Origin of the sequence: Myxococcus sp. XM-1-1-1 (assembly GCF_020037095.1) — a bacterium.
Taxonomy (GTDB): domain Bacteria; phylum Myxococcota; class Myxococcia; order Myxococcales; family Myxococcaceae; genus Myxococcus; species Myxococcus fulvus.
The window spans coordinates 421,053-444,536 of record NZ_JAIQDH010000004.1; the positions used below are offsets into that span (position 1 = coordinate 421,053).

Below are 23,484 nucleotides of genomic sequence, written 5' to 3' on the forward strand. Positions count from 1 at the left end.
CTCGGCCCGGCGACATCTGTCGCGAGCGTGAGAGTCACTCCTCCGCCCCAGGATTTCCTGAGACACCTTTCTGGGGATAGCCTCCCCCCTCGTGAGGTGGATGTGAAGAAGCAGAAACAGGACAGGACGGAAGAGCGCGGCCGGTTCTCGGCGAAGCGGAAGAAGGAGGCGGTGCTCCGATTGCTCAAGGGCGAGGAACTCGACGCGCTCTCGCGGGAACTGGGCGTCACCGCTGCGGTGCTCAGCGAGTGGCGGGAGAAGTTCCTGGCCGGGGCCGAGGCCAATCTCAAGAGCCGAGAGCCCGAGCCTGCGGACGACGAGGTGCTGCGGCTCAAGGCCATGGTGGGAGCTCTGATGATGAAGACCGAGTTGCTGGCTGAGAAGGCCCGGCTGCTGGAGGGCAACGCCCCGTGTTTTCCCTGGAGGAAGTCGAGAGGGTGAGCGCCAGTCTCTCGCCTTCCAGCGGCAAGCCGTACGGACTGGCGCTCGTGACGGCCACCTAGCACATGTCTCGTGCCACCGTGTACCGGCATCGAGCCTGCCGCCAGTCTTGAAGCCCGTCCGGCGACCCGGCGTGGCCCCAAGACGGCGCTGACGGAAGAGGCGCTGCTGGAGTCCATCCGCGGCGTGCTGGCGGCTTCGCCCTTCCTGGGCGAGGGGCACCGCAAGGTGTGGGCCCGGCTGCGCGCCCAGCAGGTGCGCACCTCGAAGGCCCGCTGCATGAGGCTGATGCGTCAGGCGGGGCTTTTGGCACCGGGCCGTGCCCGCCGGGTGCTGGGGCCACGCCACCACAACGGCACGATGACTACCGACAAGCCCGAAGTCATGTGGGTCACAGACGCCACGTGCACGGTGACGGCGCTGGAGGGCCAGGCCACCGTCTTCATCGCCATCGACCACGGCACCGCGGAGTGTGTCCGCATCCACGCGGCCAAGGTGGGCACCCGTTTCGATGCCCTCGAGCCCATTCGCTAGGGCGTCAAGGCTCACTTCAGTGCGTACTGACGGGGCGTGGCGACGGGGCTGTCCATCCGCCATGACAACGGCAGCCAGTACACCCCCGACGCCTTCCAGGAGGAACTGTGCTTCCTGGGGGCTGCGTCCAGCCCCTCCTTCGTCCGCAGTCCCGAGGGCAATGGTTGCGCCGAGCGCTTCATCCGCACCCTCAAGGAGCAGTTGCTCTGGGTGCGCACCTTCTCCACCGTGGAGGAACTGCGGCGGGCCCTGTTGGAGTGGGCCCAACGGTCCACCGAACACTGGCTGTTGGAGCGCCACCACTTCCTCTTGCCGAGTCAGGCCCGGCGAGAGCTGATGCAATCGAGCTAGGCAGCCTGATTACAACCAACTTGGTGTCTCAACAATCCGGTGCGGTACACTGCTGCTTCCACTGCTCGTCCGTCAGCTCGTCTCGGTGCACTCACCAGGGGTGCTCAGCTCTTCCTTTCCCTGCAAGCACAACCCAGCCCACAGTGCTGGCGGCCGCTCGCCCTCCAGCACCTTTCTTCAGAAAATTTGGGACACCCCCTAACCCTCATGCTGCCGCACCGCGTGGGCCTCCCGCAGGAACCGCTTTGGGTTGCCTATCTGTCCCTCCTCAGTCAGCACTCCCGCGAGGTCCGCCTCGTCCGCCAGCAACTCCGCTCACAGTTGGGGGAGCGTACCCACCGCGAACATCGCCTGCCGCCGTTGAACAGCGTCAGATACTTCTTCACCTCCAGAACCACCTGCTTCAGGCCTGTTTCTCCAGTGCCTGCTTCGACGGCAACCGTTCGCCCTCGAAAAGAGCATCGAGCGCGCCAATCAGCCGACTACGCGACCTTGGTTCGGACCGGCGCCTTCCGTGGCTCTTGGGCGAAATCCGGTATTGCTCTGGGGGTGATCCCCAACCGGCGAAGCAGTTCGTGGGCGATGTGCCAAGCCAGCAATGGGGGAACGCTATTCCCAATCTGCCGAAAGGCTGGATTCATCGTGCCTGCGAACCGGAACCCGTCGGGGAAAGACTGGAGGCGCGCAGCCTCCCGCACCGAAATCACCCGCCGTTGAGCTGAGTCATAGTGGATATGGCTGTAGGTGTCCTTGCCCAGGTGAGCCATCAGCGTTCTCACGGGCTCATCGGCAGCCATCTTGCGCCACTTGTTGGGAAACTTTCCGGGATCATACGGAGGGACATATTCGGCCTTGAGGTCTTCGTAGGCGTCAGAGCCCTCGGGGAGGCATGCGCCTGCTCGTTGGCGTTTCTCCCATTCCTTCTGGAACAGCTGCTTGGCGCGCTCATGCACCTTCGGGTAGTCTTCGCCCGGTTCCATGAGCGCAAACAGTCGGTAGTCCCGGTTGCTCAGACAGCGGGTGACATGGTCCCGGAGATACCCATCTGAACCGAACCCTGGCCACTCCCGCATGAGACGTACGTAGTCACTGTGAGGAGAGGTTGTATGGGGAACTCGACCGTCGAGATAGCGAGCCCCACGACGATCCAGGTTGTTGAGGTGATCTGTCAGCTTTGGCAAATCGCCAATTGCGTCCGAGGCCGACACGGCAGGTAGGGCATCACCGTCAACAGTCGGAGGCGGTACGTACCATGAGCCCTTCCCTGAAACATCCTCCAGGACGTTCTTCAAGGCTACCCGCCGGCTGCTGGAGTAGCCCCGCGGAAAATCTACCTTACGCGTCGGCACGGGGAACCTCGGGTCACTCCCGGTTCCCTTGTGGACGGCGATCAGGAAGAACCTCTCGCGCATCTGCGGAACACCGTAGTTCGCGGCATTCAGGAGGGAATAGACGCAGCGGTAGCCCATGGACTCAAGCGATTCGCAGATCTCATCTCCCAGGTTATGTCCCCCCCAGTTGAGGATGTCGGGGACGTTTTCCATGACCAGGGCGAGGGGCTTGAGCACCCGTACGTACTTGAGATACGGCACATAGAGTGTAGCGCGGGGGTCCTGCTTGAATGCCTCAGGGTGCTGGTACACTTCCCGGAGCTTCGCGCGGCCAACCCGGGTGAAGGCCGGGCACGGAGGTCCGCCAACAATCAGATCCACTCCCTTGTCCGGGGAGTGCCTCTGCAGGTGGTTGAGCAGTTCCCTGGGCTTGTGCCTCAGGATGTCCTTCGCCATGGCATGTCGGGCATCAGGTGATCCCGCAGTCAGGGGGTGGAAGTTCAGAGCGTGCGACTTGGACGCATGGGTATCGATCTCGACACCGCCGACGCTGGTGCAGCCCGCACTGACGAATCCGAGCGTGAGTCCCCCGCACCCAGAGAACAGATCCAGCAGCCGAGGCCGCCCACCCTGCTTGAGCCGCGCGAGCTTTGCCTCGATCTCTGGATCCATGTCGTCCGGGCTTATACCGCAGCGTGCCCGCGCGCCATATTTCCCGACCTGTCGTACCGATCCGGCGCTCATGTTCGCTTCCACTTCTTCGTGCTTCGTCGCACGATGGAGGCTCGCTTCGAATCACCGTTCCGGAGGTCCTCCATGCGGCGCTCTTCCATGTCCTCCTCCCCGGCCTGCGGGATGACCCGTACGATCCGCCATGACGGAAGGGGAGACCAGGTCTCCCCCTGAAGTGCTTGCCGCACACACTCCACAAGGTCCTGGAGTGACTCGAAGACCTGATGCTCCCAGAAGCGGCAGACACGCCATCCCGCCTCTTCCAGCAGGAGCGTCTGCCGACGGTCGCGCTCTACGTTCTCCCGCAGTTTTGACGACCAGAACTCGTCGCGAGTCCGGGGCCGCACATAATGTTCAGGGCAGCCGTGCCAGAAGCACCCGTCAATGAAGACGGCAACCCTGGCCTTGGGGAACACCACGTCGGGCCTCCCATGAGGAGTCCTCGCATGCAGTCGGAATCGCAATCCGGTTCGCCAGAGCGCTGAACGAAGTAGGAGTTCTGGTGAAGTGTTCCGGCCGCGAATCCGCGACATCTGTTCGGAACGAGAGAGGGGCATACTCGACCCTACCTTATGGGTAGTCATCAAGCCACATGAAATTCCGAACCTGCTTCGACATGGAAGGTTGGGACATGGCGCTGATGGGCTGATGGACAATGCACACTCCAGCACCTCCATTCAGATGGCCTGTCGTTTCCCTCAGCGCACAAGGAGTTTCGGAAGGTGATGCTGCAGCTGTGAAACCACTCGATGACCGCGCGTCCGCGGGCCCTTGCGCGGGCAGGGCCCGTGCGTGAGAAGGCGACGAGCAGTTCGTCCTTGCAACTCTCGCAGCGCACCCGTGCGAAGCCGTGTGCCAGCACTCCGCACCGTCCCCTCCGGCTGCCTCCGCCGGTACTCCCACCCGCGCTCCTCCACCTGCTCCTCCCCAGCCACACCTCGCCAGGGCTCGCGCTACGGAGGGGCTCCCACGGGCTTCCGTGGAGCCCCTGGTTGCTCGGGTGGTTCGAGGCGCGACTAGGACAGTGCGTCAGGAGGGGCGACCCCTGGACCGCTTCCCCGTCCTTGGTTCGGGACTAGGTGGCGGCGACTTCCAGTCCCTCATGCCTCGCCCATGCAGGGGTTCAGTGAGCCCCTGGCTGCGTCTCCAAAATGTCTCCAAGACTGGAGGGGACTCCGGGTGACAGGTGGGACTGCCGAGGATTCACCCGTGGGCTCGAGGTGCCCGGATTTACTCACGATTCAGCGAAAGGCGTGTGCCGTCGCGGGTTTGGGGCACCCCGTGTCCACGGGTTCAAATCCTGTCTCCCCGACCATGATTTGACGGGCTGGAGATCCTTCAGGGTCTCCAGCCCGTTGCCGTCCGCCGAGTCCGCAGGGTAGGAGTCCTCGTGTCTCGGCCCTCTCTATTTGGCCGGTTTTGACGGGACCCTCTTTGGCCGGTTTTCACTTGACCATTGAGGGTGGCCCTTCGGATTGAGCGGGACCATCCGGGGCCGCAGCTCCTCGAAGGCGTCGGTGACGTCGTCCGCAGGGAAGAAGGAGCGCTGCTGGCCGTCGGCGAGTTGGTACAGGCCAGCCTCTTCGGAGAAGAGGGTGATGGCCAGGTACGAATAGGTGGCCTGTGTCCAGCCGTCGTCTTGCAGCCCGTCGAACACGCCTTGCGCGATGGTCTGATGGAGCTGCTCCATCTTGCTGGTCACCCGACCACAAAACGAGTGGACCCTGTGTGCAAGTGGAAGCACGGCGGGGCTCGAAGCGGCGCTCCCCAACGTCGTCTATGTTCCGGCACTTCGCGAAACGACCGAAGAGACGGACGTGGAGGCGAAAGCCTCATCGATCCGCAAGATCGTGAACTCGTTGTTCGACCAGCACCTGGCGAACCACGACCGGGTCGTTCAGTTCAAGAAGGCCGCGTCGGAACTCCAGGACCTCTTCGCCACCGAGGGCAAGCACCGGATCGTCGCCAGCATGGAGGAGAAGCTCACGGAGAAATTCAAGGAACTCATCAACATCAGCGCCGAGTTCACGTTCGACGCACCCGATGTGACCGCGGACCTCGCGAGCAGCACCCGATTCCGGGTGGTCGATTCAGGCCTGCCCACGCGTCCAGACCTCCAGGGCCATGGCGCGCAGCGGTCCATCGTCCTGGCCCTGCTCCAACTCTACGTGGAGCAAACGAGGCAGAGTGCGTCGCACGAGCAGCAGCACATGCTCTTCTTGATTGAGGAGCCGGAGATCTATCTGCACCCCGGGATGTGCCGGAGGATGCGCGACACCCTCCTGAAGATCGCGCGGAGCGGCGTTGGCCAGGTCATCTGCACGACGCATTCGCCCGTCTTCCTGGACCTCGCGGATCGCCACGATGGCATCGTCATCCTGCGCAAGAGGGACGGTCATCCCGTTGCCACGCAGCGCATCCAGGACGTGTTCGCGCAGTCCTACGAGGACCGCGAACAGCGCTCGAGGCTCCGGATGTTGCTCAACTTCGACCCGGCCGTGAACGAGGCGTTCTTCTCCGAGCAGGTCTGTCTGGTCGAGGGGGACTGCGAAATCGCGGCGGTTGAGGCCACTGCGAGGAAGCTCCAGGACCTCGGTGAGCTGGACATGTCCCGGTACCTCCTGGCGAGGCGTGCCACCACCTTCATCAACTGCCGGGGGAAATGGACGATTCCGGCGTTCCAGAAGGTCCTCAATGCCTTCGGTATCGAGTACCGCGTCATCTACGACAAGGACCGCGGAGCGAATGCGGACCTGGCGAACGCGAAGATCGACCAACTCCTGATGGAGGAGGGTCGCAAGCTTGCCCACGAGCCGAACTTCGAGGAGTACATCTTCGGTGAGACATGGGGGAAGGACAAGCCGTGGACCGTCACCCAGAGAATCGGTGAAGCCACGTCGCTCAACGAGCGGCTATTGGCTTTCTTTGCCTTCGCGGTGGGACGACCGCTTGCCCAACTGAAGCCGCAGCCCGTGGTTGCCGCCAGCGTTCAGGCTCTTTCGCATCGAACCCAAGGACCTGCTCGGCGCAACCTCCGGAACAGGCTCAAGGAGTACACGGTTCCACAAGAGGTGCTGCAATCCGCACGCAACCTGAATCAACTCTTCCGTATCGCTGCCGGTCCAAACCGCGATCCAAATCCGGATTCGCACCACCCGCTCCCCAGTATCGACGGAACGAAGGTCGATGCGTTCGCCATCGTTACGGGCTCTTCGATGGCGGACACCTTGCAGGACCAGGACATCGTGGCACTCAGGTTCCTGGACGGGGTCTATCTGGATCCGGTTGATATCTCGGAGCCCCCATCCAACTCCTCGTTGCCGGGCATCATCGAGAACGATGGCATCTATGTGCTGGCGGCCAATGACTACATCGACCAGCGGGCATACACCATGAAGCGCGTGAGAATCGCCACCAAGCCCGACGGGACTTGGAACTGCGAAATCCATGCGGACAACCCAGAGACGCTCTGGGGCCATCGAGGCCGTTTCAACATCGTGAAGACGGACCGGGTTCACTTCGCCGCGCAGGTGATTGGGCTGGTTCGTGGTGCGGCCCCGGAACCCGAGCCTTCGGTACGTTGAACTTCGGCTCCATGCCCACGCGACGGGTACAATCCCCCGGGTTTGCTGCCTGTCGTAGAGGCCGGATTGGGAGTACGCGGTGCCGCATTGGCGGGAGTTGCTTCCTGATAGACGAGGCAGCCTCCCCCTGGGTGGAGACCTCGTACGCACGGACGCGTCGGGCCCGGCGGACGCCGCGGTTGCCATTCTTGGCGTGTACCCCGCCGCGACGAAGCTCTCCAGGTGGGAACATGATGGGCTGGTGTGCAACCTTCCGACTCAGGTCGAGCGGACCTCTTTCGAGCCTGTCTCTCGCTCCGGAAGGGACCTGGATGCGCGCTACCTCGCGCCGCTCGGTCTCAATCGGAGCTCCGTCCTCATCACGGACCTCTGGCCCTACTACCTGTCCACCACGGTGACTGGGAAGCGCGGCCGCTCGATGGCGGACAACGTCGCGCGTTACGAGGCAGAGACAGGGAGGCGGACTGCCGTGGAGCCACGGCCTGCGCCAGATGAGCTCCTGGCGCGCTCCCGGGAGCTACCGGGTAATCTCGACCGACTCGCAGAGGTTCTCGGGAACCCAGCGCCGAGGCTCTTGCTGACGCTCGGCACCGAGGCAGCCGCGTTCGTTCGAGGACTGACGTCGATACGAGATGCTCAGAAGCTTCTCTATGGGGCGGCCGTTGAGCTGGAGCCATGGGGGCGGCCGCTCTCGATCGTGCATCTGACGCATCCAGGAAATCTGATGCGCAAGCACTCGGGATGGCAGCGGCGCCACGAAGACTGGTGCTCCGCTCTCGGGCACACGCTTGTCGCTCAGGCGCGTCGACGTTGAACTTGCGCTGGATATTGCCCCGCCAGGTCGGAGCTCACGAGGGCATCCAGCCTGAGTGCCTGGCGGGGTGGAGATGGTCCAGTTCCGCGTGCCAGTGGGTGACCTGGTCCGAAGACACATCGAGGCGCGCGAGCCATGCCTGGAAGTAGCGCTCCAATTCGACGGACCGGGGATGTACTCCCCGGTGATGTCGAAGGAAGTCCTTGTAGTTCTGGACCTTGTCGGCGCGGAGCATGTCGTTGACCTCGGGCTCCGTGCTGAGCGCGATGTCTTCGGGCCCCATCAAGTCCGGTCGAGGGGACAGGGCCGCGTTGGCCGTCTCCCGGTAGTCCAGCGCGAGCGCGAGGACTCGCGGGTCGTCACTCACGCCATCGACCGGGGGCAAGGAGAGGTCCGCTCCCGTGGCGAGCGCTCGGGCCCAGGCTGCGGCGCGTTCGTCATGGTCCTGCACCAGGGGATGCAGGCAGTACGCGCGTTGAGCCCGGTCGCTCGCGCCCAGGGCGCGTAGCACCCACAGCCCTTCGTCGATGTGGTGCATGTACGGTACGCCGGAGCGTCGAGCGCGACGCTGTCCGTAGAACGTCTGAATCGCGAGATACTCGCGGGCACTCGCGTCCATCCCGTGAAGATGTCAGTCGGCGGCGGTGGGCGCCATCTTCAAGCGCCACGGTGTCGTGGGGCATGGCGCGACCGGTGCCGGACGCGTACCGTCCAGGGCACTCCGAACTCCATGCCGACCGTCCTGGCGCTACTTCACATCCTGGGCTGCGTGCTGCTCGCCGCCGTCTTCTTCGCTCCCGCCGGAGTGCCCACGCTCGTCCATCTGCTCAAGGGCATCCTGCGCGAGTACAGCCTGGTGATGCTGGTCCCCGCGCTCCTCACCGCGCTGGTGGCCGTCTGGTGCGCTCACGTGGACGTGTGGAAGTGGCTGCGCTGGGCGACCCCCACGTCCGCGCTGCTCGTCGGAGTCCTCGCGGCATGGCCCGCTGTCTCCGCCTGGCGGATGGCCCGTGCGAACGACCTCCCGCTCGACCTCCGCGCGTATCTCCGTCCTCTCGTCGGTGCTCGCCCCCTCCCGAGTCAGACGGTTCGCTTCGCCGAAGCCGCGGGGCGCGAACTGCACGCCGACATCTTCCTTCCCCCAGGCGCTCCATCCACTCCACGCCCGGCGGTGCTCTACTTCCACGGTGGCGGTTGGCGCGGCGGCGAGCGCGCGTATGCCCGTGCCTGGGCCGACTTCTTCACCGCGAAAGGCTACGTCCTCATCGCCCTCGACTATCGGCTCTTCCCTCCCGCCACCGGCATGACCGCTCCGGGAGACGTCAAGTGCGGCATCCGCTGGGTCAAGGACCACGCGGAGACCTACGGCATCGACCCGTCCCGGCTCGTCCTGTTCGGTGAGTCCGCGGGTGGGCACCTCGCGATGCTGGCGGGGTACTCCGCGGGCGATTCCCGCCTCCCGTCCTCCTGTGGCTCCACTGGAGATACGTCCGTCGCGGCCATCATCAGCTTCTACGCGCCGGGTGACCTGGTGGCTCACGCAGCCATCAACGCCGACACGCTCGAGGGCTTCACCGGTGCACCGCTGGACGGACACCGCGAGCTGTACGAGCTGCTCTCTCCCATCCACCACATCGGTCCACGCGCTCCTCCCACGCTCCTGCTCCACGGTGGTGCCGACAGCGTCGTGCCGCCCGAGGCCTCCCAGGCGATGGCCGCCCGGCTCGCGCAGTACGCAGTACCCCACGCGCTCTTCACGCTCCCGTACGCCGAGCACGGCTTCGACATCTGGGACGGCGGCTTCGGCCGACAGCTCGCCCGGGGACGGGTGGGATATTTCCTCCAGAAGTACGTGCCCGTCGAGTGACGCGGGCCGGGCGTGAATGAAATCCCCGGCCCCCCGTCATGAAGAGCACACGGTGAGCGGGACAGCGAGAGCGGCCCCGCCGCGGTGATTCCAGACAAGGAGAGGTCCCATGTTGGCGGTTCGCGGTGGCTCCGAGGGTGTTCGTGCGCGTGAAAACCGGTCGTCCGCGAAGGGCAGGGGATGGATGGCGCTCGCGCTGCTGCTCCTGCCCATGACGGCGGCGGCGGGTCCCGGGCCGGATTACCGCTGGGACGAGTCTCGCAACCGCCCCGGTCCCAACCGCTGCCACAGCTCCTCTGAGTGCGACGGCGCGCGCACCTGCAGCCCCGCCGGTTGGTGCCAGGGCGAGGCCCGCCCGACTCCGCCGCCCCCGCCGCCGGGCCGGGGCCATGGTCACGGCCGCGATGAGCCGCGCCACCAGCGCACCTCCTTCATCCGCAGCAAGCTCGGGGGGCTCGTGCTCGACATCGAGGGCAACAACCGCTCGCTCGGCGCCGGACTCATCGCCCACCCCGCGAAGTCCCACCGCGAGGGCAACGACAACCAGCAGTGGGAGCTGGTGCCGACCCGCGGCGGCTACCTCATCCGCAGCAAGCTCAACGGACTCGTGCTCGACATCGATGGCGCGAACAAGGCGCCGGGAACCCGGGTCATCATGTGGGAAGCCCACGGCAGCCCCAACCAGGTGTGGAAGCTCGTGCCCGGTCGCGCCCGCGGCACCTACTACATCCAGAGCGCCCTCAATGGCTTCGTGCTGGATATCGAGGGCGCCAGGAAGGATGGCGCGGGTCGGCTCATCGTCTACCCGATGCATCGCAAGGCGGCCGACAACCAGCTGTGGCGCGTGGACCTCTGAGTCACCCACCTGAATCCGTGGGACCGTGGCGGCACTGCTCGAACAGGGTGCCGCCTTCGCCGTTGCTGGAGCCGCCTCGATGCACGTGGCCCGCGAGGGCAGGCGCGTGTCGGCTGGTTCACGACGGCGGCTCGCGGCGCGCAGTGCTCCCGCCCGAGGCTCCGTGTCGGGCTTGTGAGCCGTTGGCTCGCTCTTCGAGACTGGACGCCCACGCCGACACCTTCGTCCAGCTCCCGCGCGCGCGGCACTCTCCTGGGAGTCGTCATGCCTGTCTCGCGCAGGTGCGCTGTGTCCCTCGTGTCCCTGGCCGTCCTCGTCTTCGCGTGCTCTCGCGGGTCGCCCCAGCCGCAGCAGGACGAGCTCCCTCCGTTCTACCGCACGCCTGACTCGCTCCCGACCTCCTCACCTGGCGATGTCCTCCGGCACGAGCCGCTCACGGGCTTCGCCGCGTTGGAGCAGGCGGGGAGCAACGTGCGCGTGCTGTACCGCTCGGATGCGGTGAAGGGGGACCGGCCCATCGCCGTGTCCGGAATCATCGCGCTCCCGAAGGGAGAACCGCCGGAAGGTGGCTGGCCGGTGATTGCCTGGGCACACGGGACGGTGGGCGTGGCCGACAAGTGCGCGCCATCGCGCGATGTGCTGGGCTCGAGCGCCCATTGGTACAATCAGGCGCCGCAGCGGTTGCTGAACTACTTCCTGGGCGAGATGAAGTGGGCCGTGGTGATGACCGACTACGAGGGGCTCGGCACGGAGGGGCGGCACCCGTACCTGCTGGGACGCTCGCAGGCACGAGGCGTGCTCGACAGCGTGGTGGCGGCGCACAAGCTGTACCCGGGCAAGCTGTCGAAGAAGTACGCCATCGTGGGCCATTCCCAGGGAGGACAGGCCGCGCTGTTCTCCGCGGCCGAGGCCCCGGAGCGGCTGCGAGGCAAGGACCTGGAGCTGGTGGGCGCGCTGGCCTATGCGCCAGGGTCCGCGATGCACCTGACGTTCCCGCTCGCGGTGCAGGTCGCGGAGGCCTCGCCGGACGCCGCGTTCATTCCACTCTTCCTCACCGGGGCCGCGGAGGGAGACCCGGACGGGGTGAAGCTGGAGCAGCTGCTCAAGCCGCAGGCCCTGAAGCTGTACGCGGAGGTCGACACGAAGTGCCGCACCGAGCTGAGCCTGACGGACTCGTGGGGGAGCTTCATCCCCAAGGGCAATGTGATGAGCGAGACCGCGAACTGGCCGCCGTTGCTCGCGCAGCTGCGCGCGATGCACCCGGGATATCTGAGCATCGGAGTCCCGGTGCGCCTGGTGCAGGGGCGCCTGGATGCGCGCGTGAATCCGGCGCAGACGTGGGTCGTCCGCAACGAGCTCATCGCGCGTCAGGCCTCGGTGGAGTACGTGGGGTGCCCGGTGGCGGACCACTTCGGCGTGTTGGGCGATGACATCCCTGGCACCGTGGCCTGGCTGACCCAGCGCTTCGGAGGAAGCGCTCCTCCCGATGTCCTGAGCTCGTGCCAGGTCCTCACCGAGCTGTCATCCGTGACGCCCTAGCGGGAACCCACGCGCACACACCACGCCAGGGTGGAAGCCTCAAGACCCTCCTCGGGACTCACCCCACGTCGGCTGAATCCAGAGCGCTTCGCGTGGAGGTCGGGGCGCGACCTGCCGCGGACAGACGCGCCTCGTGGGCTCCAGAGGAGGTGCCTCTGTGGGGATGCGCCTCGCCGCAGGGTGGATTTTTCTGACGGCGGTGGTCGCATCCTGTGTGTGTTTGACTTGGAGCGGCTGAAAGGAAGACGCTGGTTGGACTCATGGCTGTCCATGAGCCCACGAGGAGAGGTGACCATGCGAGGCTTCATTGCTTTGGCTGCGTTCCTGACCCTGTCTGGCTGGACCGGGCGCACGGAGGCGCCGGCGGCATCCCCCGAGGAGTCGACCTCCGCGGAAATCATCTGTGCGAACATCACGAGCGAGTCCCTCTGCCGCATCAAGGGATGCGTCTGGGATTCGGAGTTCGGCACCTGCGGCGATTGAGCCGAGCCCCTCGGTCCAGGCCCTCGGGCAGGTGAGTCAACCGGGCCATTGACATGCGGCCCGGTCTTCCCTGCACTGTCGTCATGGCAGCGCCTCGCGAGGTCCCCATCATCCTCGGCGTCTTCGTCGCCCTGGCCGCGATGATGGCTCACGTCATCGCGACCCGGCTGGATGTGTCCTCGCCTCGACCCGAGGGCCCACGTGTCGCCCCGGAGGCTCGGGCCCCATCGGCCTGGGACTGGGGTGTCATCGTGGGCGTCGGCGCCCTGGGGCTCGTGGCGCTCGGCGCGCAGGTCCGCTCCCGACGCTCGCGGTTGCTCCAGGAGGCCGCGATGCCCCCGCCCTCGGCGGAGGAGGCTGCGTCTCCAGGCCCGTCCGTCGCGCAGGCGCGGGCCTTCCTGGCGTGGCGCGGAGCGCGAAGGGTGCTGGCGCGACGCACGGGCCTCGTCCTGGCGGAGTGGAGTGCGTTCACGGCGCTGTCGCTGTGGCTCATGCTCCGCGCGCCTTCCGGGGACTGGCTGTCGTTCGCCCTGCCGTGCCTCCTGCTGGTGTTCCCCGCGCGCGTGTACGTGCGCTATCGGGAGGGGGAATCCCTCTGGGTGCCATGGATGCTGGGCCTGTCGGTGGTGGTGCTCGCCGCGACGCGCGAGCCTCGGTGCACGTGGGGGCTGCTGCTCATCGCCGGCGTGTGCCAGGTCTGCGTGTGGCGGCAGGAGCGGGGCACGTCGTCCGGGTGACGCCCTCGGCTCAGGCTCCGGAAATCACGGCGATGGCGGTCTCGGGTGTCATGCCCTCGGCCACCAGGGAGAGCAGCAGCGACTGTCTGAACTCCTGGGTGCGCAGAATCCAGCCGGGGATGATGTCCGGGAGCGAGGCGCTGACCATGCTCGCCGGTCCCAGGAGGGTGCGTCCCCATCGCTCGATGATGGTGCGGGCGAAGGCATCACTCTCGGGCGTGCGTCGCGCCGTGCTCCCCGTCCTGGGACGACGGGCTGGCGTGGACGTGGCCTCGGGCTCGGGTGCCAGCAGGCCGGTGAACACCCGCATCAGCGTGGAGGTGACCACGCCCACGCCGCCGCCGAACGCGGACAGGCCGCCCTGCAGGAGCGTGCCGCCGATGATGCGGGCCATGCCGCCCTCGACGAAGCGCAGGCCGGCGTTGCCCGCCATGTGCTCGAGCAGGGTGATGGGGAGCAGCCGCGCCGCGGCCCCGCCCGAGGGCAGGAGCCTCGCGAGCGTCTGCGCCGGGAGCCCCGTGGCCTCCAGGATCGCGCCCTGCATGATGCCGCAACTCGTGGGCGTGCCGCGCAGCCAGCGAAGGATGGCATTGCCTCCACGCTGGGCGACGGCGACCGCCTGCTCGATGGTGACGGCGGCCTCCGCGGCCTCGATGACCACGTAGGCGTTGGCTCTCCGCGCGACGCTCTCCGCCAGCTGGGGCGTCAGGGCCTGGGGCACCTCCTGGAAGAGCACGCGCAGCGGACCGCCGTGGAGCTTCATGATCTGCCCCGCGGCGTTGCGGGCGTAGATGACGGCGTGATTCAGCCCGCCTTCCGTCACCGCGACCATGGCGCCGCGTCCCAGGGCTCGCTCCAGCTCGGTGGCCGCGGCCGCCCGCGTGGCGAAGACCGCGCCGCCCTCGCGACCGAAGGCCGCCGCCGTCTCGCGCGCCGTCGCCTCCGTGAGGATTTCGCCGCCCTCGCGAACGACCAGCTCGCCCGCGGCGCGCCGGGCCACGGCGGTGCGGTAGACGGAGACGGGGACGCGGATGAGCGCCCGGCCCGCGACGCCCGCGGCGCCCAGCGTGGCGAAGTCGACCATCAGGAAGCCGGTGCCCAGGGCGCGCTGGAAGAACGACTCCGCCTCGCGAATCTGCTGGACCGAGCCGTAGACAGGCACGAGCGCCCAGAGGCTCCTGGAGGGGTCCGGGGCGCCCTCCGCGTGGCGCCGCTGGTTCTCCTCGGTGCTGTCGGAGGTGGCCCACGTGACGACGCCCGCCACCAATCCGATGCCCGCCAGCACGAGCCACGGCGCGATGCGGTGCAGGTCCTCTCCGGCGCCCTCGGTCAGCTCGTAGGGTGACTGGATGAGGGCCGCGCGGGTGGCGCGCTCGGCCTCGCGCTCGGAGGGCCAGGAGGGCTCGCTGATGCGGCCCCGGCCACCCCCGAGCCGCGCCTGGACGGTGTGCGCCAGCTCGTGCCCCAGGATGTGTCGCCCCGCGCCGCTCGCGACGTCGACGTCGCCTCCCAGGACGATGTGGTCGCCCAGCGTGAAGGCCGCGGCGCCCACGGACCTGGCCGCTTGTCTCGCGCCGGGGCCGGTGTGCAGGCGGACCGGTGACAGGTCGTAGCCGTAGGACTGCTCGAACGGCGCCCGGAGCCAGGCGGGGACAGGGTTGCCACCCGCGAGTCGGGACAGGGAGGGGGAGGCGTCGCCCACGGGCGCGCGGGGCGTCAGCGCGGCGCGGAGCAGGTTCGTTCCGAAAGTGCCCACCGTGGCCGCGACGGAGGTCGGGATGGCGCCCAGCGCCGGCCCCGGGCTGACGGGAGCGCTGGGGGCCTGCACCCTCCCCAGCGGCCGGGTCGTCGCGCCGCCGGGCATGGGACGCAAGGCGTAGGCGGGCGGGTACAGCGCGACGGTGCCGATGTCGAAGCGAGGAGCCCTGTCGGCGGACTCACCCGGGGAGACGTCCGAGGTGGGCGCGGCGGAGGGCTGTAGGGCCACCGCCCGGGTCACACGTGGAGGCGTGGCCTTCGGCGCCGGTGCGGGCGTTGATGCGCGAGTCGCGGAGTGCAACGAGCCCATGGACGTCCCCCTCGTCGGACCTGCGGGGACATTGTACCCGAAAGGGGGGCGGAGGGCTGTCCGCCCCACCTCGGCGCGACGTCCCGGCTCAGCGCGCCTGGGAGATGCGGTTGTTGGTGCCGGTGTTGCTGATGCGCGGCTTCTTGCCCTTCTGCGGGCCCTGCTTCCAGACGACGTTGTTGTCGCTGCCCGTCGTCTCGATGCGGCGCACGGTGTGGGCGCTGACCTTGTTCTCGCTGCCCGTCACCTCGATGTACTCGCAGGTCCCGGTCAGGATGACCTGGTTGCTGGAGCCGACGATCTCCACCTTGCCGCCTTCGCCGCAGTCGTGCTTCACGGTGCGGTCGGAGTCGACCAGCTCGAGCGAGCCCTCGCTCTGGGACGTCGTCTCCGCCGCGTCGTCGTCATCACGCGCCGCGGCGCCGTTGGCCTGGATGTCGACGCCCCCGCCGCGAACCCGGGCCGAGCCGTCGCGAGCCTCGATGGTGGTGCCTGGCGCCTTCACCCGGACGTTGCCGTCCTTGCCGACCTTGACCGACGCGGCCTCGTCCTCGTCCTGGGCGCTGGCGGACATCGACCCGAGCACACATGCGATGACGACGAAGGCCTTCGACTTGAATGGGTTGCGCATTGCGGTGGACCTCTTGTGTGGATGCACGCGCAATGTACGCACCGGCGGCGCGGAGATTCAAAATCCGCGCGATGCCTCGGGCGCCAGCCCCTGGATTGCAGTGGCCCTTCATCTGGGCACCCGCAGCGGCAGGGGCATGGCGGCGGTGTCCGAATCGTGCTTTCACGGGCGCCCATGACGGATGCGGACACCCCAGGTCGGTGGCTCGTCGAGCAGGCGGTCCGGCGACTCGTGGCGGAGTGGTCGTCCCGTGACGAGCAGCGTCGTCCTCGGGGGGCCTGGGTGGTTCTGTGGGGGTCCATCGCGCGCGACGAGGACCTCGAAGGGGCCACGGTGACGGTGCCGTTGCTCGCGGCCTGGTTCCTGACCGACGCCGGCTTCGTGCGGCGGGACGTGTGGAGCTACCTGCGCCACCGCGCGCTGCGGTGCTCATCCGTGTTCTCTCCGCTGGCGACCGAGGTGGGCGTGCTCGAGGTCGCGCTGTACCGCGGTGGGACCCAGGTGTACGCGGCGAGCCACCTGGGGCCCCGGGACGCCTGTGGCGTGCGCCTGGAGCGGGGGCCGGACGGGCGGTTGATGGAGCAGCGTGTCTGGGTCTCGTGACGGTGCGCCGGGGGCCGATGTTGGATGTCAAAGGGGCCGAGGAGAATCGGCTCAGTGCGTGCCGGGACTTTCCTCCGCGGACTTCAGGAACGTGTTCCACGCGGTGAAGAAGCTCGCATTGAAGAGCCTTGCTCTGCCATCCGAGACATGCACGCCGACGAGGTAGTGCTTGCCTTCGCGTGTCACCCAGACAGGGCCTCCGCTGTTCCCGGTGGCCGTTTCGATGTCGTACGTCATGAGGTTGTTGTCGATGCCGACGACGACGCCGCTGCCCAGGTGGAGCGTGTGCGCATCGGAGATGTCGCCGCCGGGATACCCTCCGAGGAAGAGCGCTTCGCCGACGCGGGGCACGACCTGCGGGTCCACCAGGAACGGGTCATCACTCACGACGCTCGTCCCCAGGTCGATGAACGCGAAGTCGAACTCGAACTTCCGCTCCGAGCCATGCAGGCGCCATGCGTAGCCTGGCGCGGAGACCCGCTGCTGGATGTGTTCCCGATTCAAGCTCGCGATGACCGTCTGCGCCGTGGCCGTCTTCTGGTTGCAGCTGACGTCCACGTGGTCGAGCCACCCCAGGGGATAGTCGTAGACGTTGTGCGCCGCCGTGATGAGGTATCGACCCTGGGCCAGCGCGGCGCTCCCATTCGAGTAGACGTCGCCGATCCACAGCTTCTTGATGTTCCGCCGCCGGGTCGTCAGATGACACACGGCTTCCAGGGGTCTGGAGAGCTGTGTCACCGGCGACTGCTGCTGCCTGGCGGAGGAGGGCGTGGTTGGATGCGATTCATCCGGATACGGGTACGCGCCGAGGATGGAACAGCCAGCGGTCGATGCGGCGAGCACTGCCCAGAGCGCGGGATGTTTGCGGAGCATTGTTCCTGGAAGGGGCTGTGGGAGGGGAGCGGCGTGCGACAACGGCGTGGCCTGGGGTGTGTGGGGCGTTACACCCGCAGCGTACCTGCCTCGACGCCCCTGGCTCGTGCCTTCCATCGCATCTTGAACCGAGAGAATTCTCGGATTGCGATGGTGTCGAGACCCGGTGCGATTTTCGCGCCGGCTCCTCGGGTGCGTGGCAGTTTTCGGGACCATGTCGCGTGCCCGGGAACCGAAGAAGGTGGATGTCGCTGCGCTGATGAAGAAAGCGGATGCGCTGCTGGACGAGATGCCGCCGCAGCTCGACCAGGCGGTGGTCCTGCTGCGTCAGGTGGTGGCGGAGGACCCTGAGCATCTGCTGGCGCTCCACTCCTTGAGCTGGTCGCTGGACGCGACCCGGCGCATGGAGCCCCATCGCTGGGCGCTCGAGGTGAAGGCCGAGCACTGGGCACTGCGGGACCGCATCCTCGCGCTGACCCGGGGCACGAAGCCCGGTGGCAAGCTGACGCTCGCGCAGAAGGCCCGCGCGTTGGCCCTGAGTCAGTGGGCCGAGGACGTGGTGCGAGGCACTCCGACTGTCGCCCAGCTCGACGAGGTGGAGGCCGCGCTCGACGAATCCGAGCGCCTGCGGCCCCTGCCGGACCAGCAGCGCGGACTCCGTGGGCTCCAGGCCTGGCGCGCGCTCACCCAGGGCAAGAAGGAGCAGGGCTACCGCGAGCTGCTCTCCCTGCTGGAGGAGAACCCCGGCATGTCCGCACAGGGCGTGACGGACGACGACGACCCGCTCAACTTCCAGGGCCTGGAGGGCGCCTTCTCCGACGAGGGCTTCCACACGTGGCTGCGCAAGCAGAAGCCCGCGAAGAAGAAGGGCAAGGCGCTCGACAAGGGACTGCTGCTCGCGGCGGGGCTCGACGCCCAGCCGTTCTTCGGCCCGGGCTTCGTGGGCAACAGTCGCACGGGCCGGGTGCTGGCGCTGCTCGCATTGGGCGCGGACCTGGAGGCGAAGGACTCCCGCAAGCAGGGCGTGCTGCACCTCGCCGCGATGGTGGATGACGCCGGGCTGGTGAAGGAGCTGCTGCGCCTGGGGGCCTCCACGGATGCTGTCGATGGAGACAAGTCCACGCCCCTCCATGCCGCCGCCGAGCACGGCAGCGTGGCCTGCATCGGCCCGCTCGCGAAGGGAGGCGTGCCCGTGGATGCGCTCGACGGCTCGGGGCGCACCGCGCTCTTCGAGGCCCGGACGGCGCAGGTGGCGAAGGCGCTCATCGACGCCGGGGCCAATCCCAACGCGGGCAAGGGCTGGACGCCGCTGCACCAGCACGCGCGCTTCAAGGAGCGTGGGCCCGTCATCGAGGTCCTGCTCGCGGCCGGCGCGGACGTCACGCTGAAGAACTCCAGCGGACAGACGCCGGTGCAGGAGGCGCTGGAGCACAAGCACGCGGCCCTCGCACAATTGCTGGGCGCCAAGGCGCCCAAGGGCAAGAAGGGTGCCCTGGATGTGCGCCCCCTGCTGGAGGCGCTGGAGCGTCGGCGCAAGGCGGTGCTCGCGTCCTGGTACTACGAGGGCGAGGACGTGGACGCCATCGAGCAGGTCCTGAAGGGACTCGAGCTGCAGGGGGCCACCTCGTGGGACGAGCTCGCGGCCGCGCTCCGGGGCGAGTTCCCCTGGACGGTCATGGCCCTGGTGGAGCTCGCGCGGGACGTGCTCCCCGCCGAGGAGAAGACGCCTGGCTTCACCCAGGCGCCGCGCTTCGTCCGGGGGAACCTGGTGGTGAAGGGCGACGTGCACCTGGACGCGCCCCTGCTGGTGACGGGGGACCTGACGGTGAACGGGGTGCTGCGCAACGCGGGCCTGGAGGGACTGCTCGCGGTGGGAGGCACGCTGCGCGTCAGCGGGTTGGACACGGACGGCGAGGTCATCGTCGGCAAGGACGTGGAGGCCCAGGTCGTCTGGGGCCACGGCAACGACGCCTCGCTGCGGGTCGGCGGCGTGGTGAAGGCCGAGGTGGTCATCGCGGATGACCACGACGTGCAGGCGAAGGTGAAGGCGGAGCACCACTACGCGAATGGTGGGTTCGACGCCTCGGACGCGGCGCTCAAGAAGGTGTTCGTCCCGAAGGCCTTCAAGAGCAGGACGCTGGACCGGGAGAAGCTGTTCGACCTGCTGAGCAAGACCGGTGTCGTCCGGCTGTAGTCGGGCGCGCCTGCGCAGCGCGGTTCCAGCCGTGACGGGCCCGTGGGTCCATGTGGACGCACGGGCCCGGGCCGTCAGCGCACCTGGCTCACCAGCCACGTCTGGGCATCCGGGCGGCTCCAGAACTCATCCCAGCCGCTGTGGGTGGTGCCCGGCGTCACCGTGACCTGAATCTCCCCGGTGTAGTTGGGGCACTGGCGCAGCTGCGTCAGCACGCCGTCGGTGGGGTTGGTCCACTTCCACGCGTTGAACGTCCCGTCGCCCGAGTTGCCCGCGGCCCACAGCGGGAAGTCCGCGATGCTGCACAGCGGGTTGGCCACGGGCGACGTGTACGCCAGCGGCATCCCGCCCGCATAGGTGCTCCGGTACTTGAGCAGCTGGTCATTCACCCCCGCGCCGCCGAAGGACAGGCCCGTCATCGTCACGCGGTCCGGGTCGATGTTGAAGCGGGTGATGGCCTCGAGCACCAACGCGTGCGTGAGGTCCACGTTCCAGTACGTGTCGTACGGCGGCGTCGCGCCGATGCGCGGCGCGTGCGGCGCGATGACCACCGCCGGGTACGTGGTGACAATCGCCTTGCCCGGGATGAGCTGCCGGATGAACCCCTCCGGATTCGAGAGCACCGTCGTGTGGTCCGAGCTGAGCGTCGTGCCGCCCCGGCCATGCAGCGACAGGACCAGCGGGTACTTCTTCAGCGGGTCCGCGCCGTACTCGATGGGCAGGAACACCGCCGTGTCATACGTCCCGCCGCGCGACCACACGTGAATCTTCCCCGCGCGCGCGTCCGCGGCCTGCGTGCCCGCGTGCACCTTGACGCTCACCGTGTCCGACACCGCGGCCCCGCCGTTGTCCGTGGCGGTGAACCGGAAGATGTACGAGCCCGGCGTCAGGTTGCTCGCCGTCACCGTCCGCGTCGTCGCCCCCGTCAGCGTGGCCGGCGTCGGGCCGAAGGCCTGCTGCCACTGGTAGGTGGCGATGGTGCCGTCCGTGTCGCTCGCCGTGCCCTGGAGCTGAACGGAACTGGCCGGCTGCACGATGGCCGTGTCGTTCCCCGCGAAGGCCGTGGGAGGCTGGTTGGCCAGTCGCACGCCGCGCAGCTCCAGCTCCCGCACCCGGCACAGGCCGTCGCTCGACGCGCGCTTGCACGACAGGCGCACGTAGCGGGTCTCCAGCGGCTGCGCCAACGCGAGCGTCCAGGTGGGCTGCGCGTTGTTGATGACTGCGCCACCGGGCACGGGCTCGAAGCTGGCCGTGGTCGCCAGCCGGTGGTGGAAGTCGAAGTCGAGCATCTGCTGGCCCACGGTGTTGTCGCGGCCCGAGTACAGCGTGATGCCCTCGATGCGGTGGACGGCCTGCAGGTCCACCTCAATCCACTCGGGCGTCGTCGCCGAGGGCACCGAGGCTCCGGCCCACCGGTCCTCCGTGTTCAGGATGCCGTTGAAGGCCTTCGCGTTCGCGAACTGCGTCGGATACCCGTTGGGGTGGATGGAGGACGCCGTCGAGGGCTTGTTGAGCGCGACGTTCGTCGTCTGCGCCCAGGCGGGGAGGGCGACCAGCGAGAGGACCGCGGCGAGGAGGCTCGGGGGATGCCAGCGCATGAGGGGGACCTTTCAGCAGGGGGAGGTGACGAATCGTCACCGTGTTGCAAACGCACCGGCGCGGCGGAAGTCGCAAGGACGGGGTGCCGCCGCCCTGTCCCCGGCACGGTGGATGCCGGGGACAGGGGGAGACGCGCCTACTGTCCCAGCACGACGCGGAAGATGCGCTCGTTGCTGTTGTTCGGGATGCTGTCCTTGTCACCCTGGTTGGTGGTGGTCAGCCAGAGGTTTCCGTCCAGCGTCGGCTCCACGGTGCGCAGCCGGCCGTAGGTGCCGACGAAGAACTGCTGCACGTTCGTCAGCTCCGTGCCGCTGATGACCTCGCGGTAGAGGCGGGTGCCCCGGGCGCAGGCCACGTAGAGGACGTCGCGCACCACGGCGATGCCCGAGCACGAGCCCGCCGCGGTGGTGTAGGTCTGCTTCGGCGCGATGTAGCCGGGCGTCGCGCAGCCCGAGCCCCCCTGGGACACGGTGCCCTCGCAGTTGGGCCAGCCGTAGTTGCCGCCGCGCTGGATGAGGTTCGTCTCGTCCATCACCGAGTTGCCGAACTCCTGCTCCCACAGCCGCCCCTGCGAGTCGAACGCCAGCCCCTGGGGATTGCGGTGGCCGTAGCTCCACACGTAGTTGCCGAAGGGGTTGTCGGACGGGACGGTGCCGTCCGCGTTGAGCCGCAGCACCTTGCCCGCCAGGTTGTTGAGGTCCTGCGCGTAGGCCGCGTTCTGCGCGTCACCCGTGGCCGCGTAGAGCTTGCCGTCCGGTCCGAAGCGCAGCCGCCCGCCGTTGTGGAACTTGTTGCGGCCGATGCCCTGCAGCAGCACCTGGAGCGACGCCGTGTTCAGCGCCCCGTTCTCGTACCGCAGCCGGACGATGCGGTTGTCCGTGGGCGAGGTGTGCATGACGTACAGCCAGCGGTCCGTGGCGAAGGTGGGCGAGAGCACGATGCCCATCAGCCCGCCCTCACCGTCGGTGCTCTGCACGTTGGGCACCGTCCCCACCGACGTCTTCTGTCCCGTCACCGGGTCCAGCCGGATGATGTCCTGCGCGTCCCGGCGTCCGTAGAGCACCGCGCCGTCCGGCAGGCTGACCAGGCCCCACGGGATGTCCGTGTCCGTGGCCACCTGGGTGACGGAGCAGACGGGGTTGGTGCAGGCCTGGCCCGTCGTCACGCTCGCCGTGGTGCTCTGTGCGGACGCGTTGCCCTGCGCGTCCCGGGCGAGCACGCTGTAGACATGGGCGGTGTTCGCGGCCAGGCCGCTGTCGACGAAGGTCGTCGCGGGCGGGGCGCCGGGCACCGTGGCCACCTGCACGCCGCCCCGGAACACGACATACGCGCTCACGCCCACGTTGTCCGTGGACGCCGTCCAGTTGAGCGTGACGCTGGTGCCCGTGGCGGTGGCGGTGAGGCCCGTGGGGATGCTCGGGGCCTGGGTGTCCACCTGGCACGGCGGCGGGGTGATGCTCAGCGTGGCGCTGCCCTGCGACACGTTGCCCGCGGCGTCGCGCGCATTCACATACAGGCCCCACGTGGCGCCGGGGACCACCGTCAGCCCGGTGGAGAGGACGGCGCCGGAGACGGACTTCATGAGCTGACCGTCGTGGTAGACGTCGTAGAAGGCGACGCCCTGGTTGTCCGTGGACTCGGCCCACGACAGCGTGGCCGTGTTGCACGTCAGGTTCGTCACCACCAGCCCCGTGGGCACGGTGGGCGGCTGGGTGTCCGCCGGCAGGTTCCACTGCTGGTTCGTCTGACCGTTGCAATCCCAGACGATGACCGGTGAGCTGTTCGCGGTGGCCCCGCCGGACACGTCCAGGCACAGCGAGGACGCGGTGTGGACCACCGTGCCGTTGGCGTTGCGCACCCAACGCTGGGCGGCCGCGCCCGTGCAGGCGCTGATGACCGCGCGCGCTCCGGCGGTGGCGGTGGTCGGCTGCACGCACCAGGCGCCGTCGAACACGCGCAGCTCGCCCTCGGGCGTGAAGAGGAACCGCTGGTTCCCCTGCCCGTGGCAGTCGTAGATGTTGAGGCCCTGGCCCGACGTCTGGCTGTTCTGCGACACGTCCAGGCAGCGGCCGGACTGCGCGCTGATGAGCCGCGTGCCCGCCGTCACCGCGGCGGACTGCGACCCGAGCTCCTCGCCGCCTGGCTCCGGCGTGGCTTCACAGGCGGCGAGGGTGGTGAGACATGCGGCGAGGATGATGCGGCTTGCTGCGACGGGCGGCGGACGACGAGTCATTGCCACGCTCCTTG

Annotated in this window: 17 protein-coding genes and 1 pseudogene; 9 read left to right on the forward strand and 9 right to left on the reverse strand. The window is 68.0% G+C overall.

Annotated elements, in window-relative coordinates; all coding sequences use genetic code 11:
* The first annotated feature begins 96 nt into the window (after nt 1-96).
* Nucleotides 97-1,326: pseudogene (locus K8640_RS12180) on the forward strand (transposase).
* 482 nt (nt 1,327-1,808) lie between these two features.
* Here K8640_RS12180 and K8640_RS12185 read toward each other — a convergent pair.
* From K8640_RS12185 to K8640_RS12195, 3 genes are all read right to left on the reverse strand, one after another.
* Nucleotides 1,809-3,401 (reverse strand): DNA cytosine methyltransferase, encoded by a 1,593-nt coding sequence (locus K8640_RS12185; protein WP_223747200.1) that lies wholly within the window; start codon nt 3,399-3,401, stop codon nt 1,809-1,811.
* Entirely contained in the window at nt 3,398-4,066 is a 669-nt protein-coding gene (locus tag K8640_RS12190) for a very short patch repair endonuclease (RefSeq protein WP_370640335.1), read from the reverse strand. Before K8640_RS12190 ends, K8640_RS12185 begins: the two co-directional genes overlap by 4 nt.
* Nucleotides 4,067-4,794: 728 nt before the next feature.
* Nucleotides 4,795-5,079, reverse strand: a complete 285-nt coding sequence (locus K8640_RS12195; protein WP_223747202.1) for a hypothetical protein — start codon at nt 5,077-5,079, stop codon at nt 4,795-4,797.
* A 1-nt stretch (nt 5,080) separates the two neighbouring features.
* On the opposite strand from K8640_RS12195, the gene K8640_RS12200 reads away from it, so the two are divergent.
* Nucleotides 5,081-6,973, forward strand: a complete 1,893-nt coding sequence (locus tag K8640_RS12200; RefSeq protein WP_223747203.1) for an AAA family ATPase — start codon at nt 5,081-5,083, stop codon at nt 6,971-6,973.
* An 848-nt stretch (nt 6,974-7,821) separates the two neighbouring features.
* Here K8640_RS12200 and K8640_RS12205 read toward each other — a convergent pair.
* Nucleotides 7,822-8,325 carry a hypothetical protein gene (locus K8640_RS12205; RefSeq protein WP_223747204.1) on the reverse strand — a complete coding sequence of 168 codons (504 nt, stop codon included), beginning with the start codon at nt 8,323-8,325 and terminating at the stop codon, nt 7,822-7,824.
* A gap of 192 nt (nt 8,326-8,517) precedes the next feature.
* Here K8640_RS12205 and K8640_RS12210 point away from each other — a divergent pair, with 192 nt between their 5' ends.
* The 5 genes from K8640_RS12210 to K8640_RS12230 all read left to right on the forward strand — a co-directional run bounded on the left by K8640_RS12210 (nt 8,518) and on the right by K8640_RS12230 (nt 13,269).
* The gene (locus tag K8640_RS12210) at nt 8,518-9,654 is read left to right on the forward strand and encodes an alpha/beta hydrolase (RefSeq protein ID WP_223747205.1); all 1,137 of its coding nucleotides are present in this window, start codon (nt 8,518-8,520) and stop codon (nt 9,652-9,654) included.
* 109 nt (nt 9,655-9,763) lie between these two features.
* The gene (locus K8640_RS12215) at nt 9,764-10,510 is read left to right on the forward strand and encodes an RICIN domain-containing protein (RefSeq protein ID WP_223747206.1); all 747 of its coding nucleotides are present in this window, start codon (nt 9,764-9,766) and stop codon (nt 10,508-10,510) included.
* Between the two features lie 297 nt (nt 10,511-10,807).
* Nucleotides 10,808-12,049, forward strand: coding sequence for a lipase family protein (locus K8640_RS12220; RefSeq protein WP_223747207.1), 1,242 nt, complete (start codon nt 10,808-10,810; stop codon nt 12,047-12,049).
* Between the two features lie 294 nt (nt 12,050-12,343).
* Nucleotides 12,344-12,532, forward strand: a complete 189-nt coding sequence (locus tag K8640_RS12225) for a hypothetical protein (RefSeq protein ID WP_223747208.1) — start codon at nt 12,344-12,346, stop codon at nt 12,530-12,532.
* A gap of 83 nt (nt 12,533-12,615) precedes the next feature.
* Nucleotides 12,616-13,269 carry a hypothetical protein gene (locus K8640_RS12230; RefSeq protein WP_223747209.1) on the forward strand — a complete coding sequence of 218 codons (654 nt, stop codon included), beginning with the start codon at nt 12,616-12,618 and terminating at the stop codon, nt 13,267-13,269.
* A gap of 10 nt (nt 13,270-13,279) precedes the next feature.
* On the opposite strand, the gene K8640_RS12235 is transcribed toward K8640_RS12230, so the two are convergent.
* Both K8640_RS12235 and K8640_RS12240 read right to left on the reverse strand, forming a co-directional pair.
* Entirely contained in the window at nt 13,280-15,256 is a 1,977-nt protein-coding gene (locus K8640_RS12235; RefSeq protein WP_223747210.1) for a DUF4157 domain-containing protein, read from the reverse strand.
* 169 nt (nt 15,257-15,425) lie between these two features.
* Complete coding sequence (locus tag K8640_RS12240) at nt 15,426-15,968, reverse strand: DUF3060 domain-containing protein (RefSeq protein WP_223747211.1); 543 nt, start codon at nt 15,966-15,968, stop codon at nt 15,426-15,428.
* A gap of 282 nt (nt 15,969-16,250) precedes the next feature.
* Between K8640_RS12240 and K8640_RS12245 the strand changes: the two genes are divergently transcribed.
* Nucleotides 16,251-16,571, forward strand: coding sequence for a hypothetical protein (locus tag K8640_RS12245; RefSeq protein WP_223747212.1), 321 nt, complete (start codon nt 16,251-16,253; stop codon nt 16,569-16,571).
* 51 nt (nt 16,572-16,622) lie between these two features.
* On the opposite strand, the gene K8640_RS12250 is transcribed toward K8640_RS12245, so the two are convergent.
* Nucleotides 16,623-17,444 (reverse strand): serine protease, encoded by an 822-nt coding sequence (locus tag K8640_RS12250; RefSeq protein WP_223747213.1) that lies wholly within the window; start codon nt 17,442-17,444, stop codon nt 16,623-16,625.
* Between the two features lie 259 nt (nt 17,445-17,703).
* On the opposite strand from K8640_RS12250, the gene K8640_RS12255 reads away from it, so the two are divergent.
* On the forward strand, nt 17,704-19,638 hold the full coding sequence (locus K8640_RS12255; protein ID WP_223747214.1) for an ankyrin repeat domain-containing protein: 1,935 nt from the start codon (nt 17,704-17,706) through the stop codon (nt 19,636-19,638).
* A 74-nt stretch (nt 19,639-19,712) separates the two neighbouring features.
* Here K8640_RS12255 and K8640_RS12260 read toward each other — a convergent pair whose 3' ends face one another.
* Entirely contained in the window at nt 19,713-21,236 is a 1,524-nt protein-coding gene (locus K8640_RS12260) for a PKD domain-containing protein (RefSeq protein WP_223747215.1), read from the reverse strand.
* A 137-nt stretch (nt 21,237-21,373) separates the two neighbouring features.
* Nucleotides 21,374-23,470: a PQQ-dependent sugar dehydrogenase gene (locus K8640_RS12265; protein ID WP_223747216.1), complete on the reverse strand. Its 2,097-nt coding sequence runs from the start codon at nt 23,468-23,470 to the stop codon at nt 21,374-21,376.
* Nucleotides 23,471-23,484: the final 14 nt, after the last annotated feature.

Coding starts and splice junctions, on each gene's coding strand:
- K8640_RS12185 (WP_223747200.1), bottom strand. CDS start 3,401: ATGAGCGCCGGATCGGTACGACAGGTCGGGAAATATGGCGCGCGGGCA.
- K8640_RS12190 (WP_370640335.1), bottom strand. CDS start 4,066: ATGGAGGTGCTGGAGTGTGCATTGTCCATCAGCCCATCAGCGCCATGT.
- K8640_RS12195 (WP_223747202.1), bottom strand. CDS start 5,079: ATGGAGCAGCTCCATCAGACCATCGCGCAAGGCGTGTTCGACGGGCTG.
- K8640_RS12205 (WP_223747204.1), bottom strand. CDS start 8,325: ATGCACCACATCGACGAAGGGCTGTGGGTGCTACGCGCCCTGGGCGCG.
- K8640_RS12210 (WP_223747205.1), top strand. CDS start 8,518: ATGCCGACCGTCCTGGCGCTACTTCACATCCTGGGCTGCGTGCTGCTC.
- K8640_RS12215 (WP_223747206.1), top strand. CDS start 9,764: ATGTTGGCGGTTCGCGGTGGCTCCGAGGGTGTTCGTGCGCGTGAAAAC.
- K8640_RS12225 (WP_223747208.1), top strand. CDS start 12,344: ATGCGAGGCTTCATTGCTTTGGCTGCGTTCCTGACCCTGTCTGGCTGG.
- K8640_RS12230 (WP_223747209.1), top strand. CDS start 12,616: ATGGCAGCGCCTCGCGAGGTCCCCATCATCCTCGGCGTCTTCGTCGCC.
- K8640_RS12240 (WP_223747211.1), bottom strand. CDS start 15,968: ATGCGCAACCCATTCAAGTCGAAGGCCTTCGTCGTCATCGCATGTGTG.
- K8640_RS12250 (WP_223747213.1), bottom strand. CDS start 17,444: ATGCTCCGCAAACATCCCGCGCTCTGGGCAGTGCTCGCCGCATCGACC.
- K8640_RS12255 (WP_223747214.1), top strand. CDS start 17,704: ATGAAGAAAGCGGATGCGCTGCTGGACGAGATGCCGCCGCAGCTCGAC.
- K8640_RS12260 (WP_223747215.1), bottom strand. CDS start 21,236: ATGCGCTGGCATCCCCCGAGCCTCCTCGCCGCGGTCCTCTCGCTGGTC.
- K8640_RS12265 (WP_223747216.1), bottom strand. CDS start 23,470: ATGACTCGTCGTCCGCCGCCCGTCGCAGCAAGCCGCATCATCCTCGCC.